This is a genomic window from Roseomonas rosulenta, from assembly GCF_016106005.1.
Taxonomy (GTDB): Bacteria; Pseudomonadota; Alphaproteobacteria; order Acetobacterales; family Acetobacteraceae; genus Neoroseomonas; species Neoroseomonas rosulenta.
Genome location: NZ_JACADR010000400.1, coordinates 1 through 2,946 on the forward strand (window position 1 = coordinate 1; position 2,946 = coordinate 2,946).

Genomic DNA, 2,946 nt, shown 5'->3' on the forward strand with positions numbered 1-2,946 from the left:
CGACACGCGGGCCATCGTCGACGCCTGCTGCACCGCCTGGAACAACCTTATCGCCGAAGCAGGACGCATCCGTTCCCTGGCAGATTTCGAGTGGGCCCAACAGGTCAATCCATAGGGCGCCGGGTATGAGCAGCGTGAAGGTGACCTGCGCGATCGGGCCGGTGATGGTGGCCCCGGCCGCGAGCGTCTCGCCCTCGAACAGCACCTCGGCCACGGTATCGAGCCGAATGGCGCGTGGCACGGCGGTGGCGTCGAGATCGATGTCGGCGACCAGGCTGGCCGAGCGCAGCAGGGAGGGCGCGCTGCCCGAGCCATCCACGGTGACGCCGCCGCCGGCGATGGTGCCGCCGCGGATCGGCACCAGCGCGGTGGAATCCGAGGCCTGCACGATGACGATGTCGCCCGGCAGCAGCTGCGCGCCGGCGGGGGCGAAATACCCCGGGGCGAGCACCTCGGCGCGCAGGTCCTCGGTGCGGTAGTGCCACAGCGTGAAGCCGTTCGCGGAGGTGAGGGCCGAGAGGCCGAGAGCGGAGAATGGCATGCAGGGCTCCTCGTCCCGGCAGGGGGGCGCGCGCGCGCCCGCCTGGGCGGGAGGTCTGGGTCGGGCTGGCGGGACAGGGGGGAGGGCGGGGCGTGCGACGGACGCAGTTCGCCCCTTGGTGGGGACGAATTACAGGACCGTGGACCCAATCGTCAAGGGAAAAAATCCTATCTTGCACATTGCCGGCCAGGGGGCTGGCATCACCGCACCGCGTGATAGAGTTGGGCTTCCGCCGCCAGCCGCCCGAGGACCCGCGCCGATGCTCCGACGCCTGTTGCCGTTGCTTGCCCTGGTCGTCTGTGCCATGCCGGCCGCGGCGCAGGAGCGCGTGCTCAACGTCTACAACTGGTCGGACTACATCGACCCCTATGCGGTGGCGCGCTTCACGCGCGAGACCGGCATCCGCGTGCGCTACGACGTCTACGACAGCCTCGAGACGCTCGAGGGGAAGCTCTCCGCCGGGCGGTCGGGCTACGACATCGTCGTGCCGACCAGCGAACCGACCTTCGCGCGGCTTGTGCGCGCGGGTGCGCTGCGCCCGATCGACCGCGCGGCGGTGCCCAACTGGCGCAACCTCGATGCCACGCTGATGGAGCGCGTGGCCACGATCGACCCGGGCAACCGGCACGGCGCGGTGTATCTGTGGGGCACTGTGGGCCTGGGGATCCGCGTCGATCGCGTGCGCGCCGCGCTCGGGCCGGATCAGCCGCTCGACAGCCTCGACATCCTGCTGCGGCCGGAGAATGCCCAGCGCCTGGCGCGCTGCGGCATCATGGTGATGGACAGCCCGACCGACGTGCTGCCCTCGGTGCTGCGCTGGCTCGGGCGCGACCCCAACGGTAACGCGGCCGAGGATCTGCGCGCGGCCGAGCAGGCGCTGATGGGCATCCGCCGGCATGTGCGCACCATCATCGCCTCGGGCTCGATCCTCGATGCGCTGGCGACCGGGGAGGCCTGCGTCGCGCTCACCTATTCCGGCGACGTGATCCAGGCGCAGGCCCGCGCGCGGGAGGCGAACCGCGGTGTCGAGCTCGGCTACGTCATGCCGCGCGAAGGGGCGCAGCTCTGGTTCGACATGCTCGCGATCCCGGCCGATGCGCCGAACCCGGAGGCCGCCCACGCCTTCATCAACTTCCTGCTGCAGCCCGAGGTGATGGCGGGCATCACCAACCACGTGCGCTACCCGAACGCCGTGCCCGCCAGCCGGCCGCTGGTGGACGAGGCCGTGCGCAACGACCCCAACGTCTTCCCCTCGCCCGAGGCGCTGTCGCGCACCTTCGTCGCCGGCACACCCCCGCGCGAGGCGGAGCGCGCGCGCACGCGGCTCTGGGCGCGCTTCAAGGCAGGGCGTTGACGCCGCTGCTGCGGGCCGAGGCGCTGACCAGGCGCTTCGGCGCCACGCTCGCGCTCGATGCGCTCGACCTCGAGATCGGGCAGGGCGAGTTCTTCGCGCTGCTCGGCGGCTCGGGCTCTGGCAAGTCCACGCTGCTGCGCATCATCGCCGGCTTCGAGGCCCCCGACTCCGGCCGGCTGCTCCTGGATGGGCGCGACATCCTGGGCACGCCGCCCTGGGCGCGCCCGGTCAACATGATGTTCCAGTCCTACGCCCTGTTCCCGCACATGAACGTGGCGGACAACGTCGCCTATGGCCTGAAGCGCGCGCGCACGCCCCGGGCGGAGGCCGACGCGCGCGTGGCCGCCGCCATCGCCATGGTGGGCCTGGATGGATTGGGCGCACGGCGGCCGCACCAGCTCTCGGGCGGGCAGCGGCAGCGCGTCGCTCTCGCGCGCTCGCTGGTGATGCGCCCGCGCCTGCTGCTGCTCGATGAACCGCTCGGCGCGCTGGATGCCGGGCTGCGCGAACGCACCGGCTTCGAGTTGCGTGCCCTCCAGCGCGAGACGGGTGCGGCCTTCGTCATGGTCACGCACGACCAGGAGGAGGCGCTGGCCCTGGCGGACCGCGTGGCGGTGCTGGAGGGCGGGCGCGTCGCGCAGGTCGGCGCGCCGCGCGCGATCTACGAACGGCCCGCCTCGCGCTTCGTCGCGCGCTTCCTCGGTGCCGCCAATGTGCTGGAAGGCCGGGCCGCGCCCGGGCGCTTCGACAGCGCCGAGGCGGGGACGACCCTCGCCGGCGAGATCCCGCACGGCACGGTGGCAGTCGCGCTGCGCCCGGAGCGTATCCGCGTCACCCCCGGCGCCGCCGGCCCCAACACCGCGCGTGGCACCGTCGAGGACGTCGCCTTCCGCGGCGATGATTCGCTGCTGCTCGTGCGCCTGTCCGGCGGTGCGGCGCTGCGCGTCGCGCATGCCGAGGAGGACGGTGCGCCGCCCGAGCGCGGCGCGGCCGTGACGCTCGCCTGGGAGGCCGCCGCGGTGGTCGCGCTGCCGGCGTGAGGCGCGCGCTG

The 2,946-nt window shown here is 73.0% G+C and carries 3 protein-coding genes; 2 read left to right on the forward strand and 1 reads right to left on the reverse strand.

Going from position 1 to position 2,946, the window contains the following annotated elements; genetic code table 11:
• On the reverse strand, positions 1 to 541 hold a 541-nt coding region (locus tag HW578_RS24890), incomplete at its 3' end, for a hypothetical protein (protein ID WP_198373388.1).
• A gap of 259 nt (positions 542 to 800) precedes the next feature.
• On the opposite strand from HW578_RS24890, the gene HW578_RS24895 reads away from it, so the two are divergent.
• Positions 801 to 1,895: a polyamine ABC transporter substrate-binding protein gene (locus HW578_RS24895; RefSeq protein WP_198373389.1), complete on the forward strand. Its 1,095-nt coding sequence runs from the start codon at positions 801 to 803 to the stop codon at positions 1,893 to 1,895.
• Positions 1,892 to 2,935, forward strand: coding sequence for an ABC transporter ATP-binding protein (locus HW578_RS24900; RefSeq protein WP_198373390.1), 1,044 nt, complete (start codon positions 1,892 to 1,894; stop codon positions 2,933 to 2,935). The genes HW578_RS24895 and HW578_RS24900 overlap by 4 nt, the downstream gene beginning before the upstream one ends.
• The last annotated feature ends 11 nt before the right edge of the window (positions 2,936 to 2,946 follow it).

Bases quoted from the DNA above. Each gene is read 5' to 3' on its own strand.
- HW578_RS24895 (WP_198373389.1), top strand. From the start codon at position 801: ATGCTCCGACGCCTGTTGCCGTTGCTTGCCCTGGTCGTCTGTGCCATG.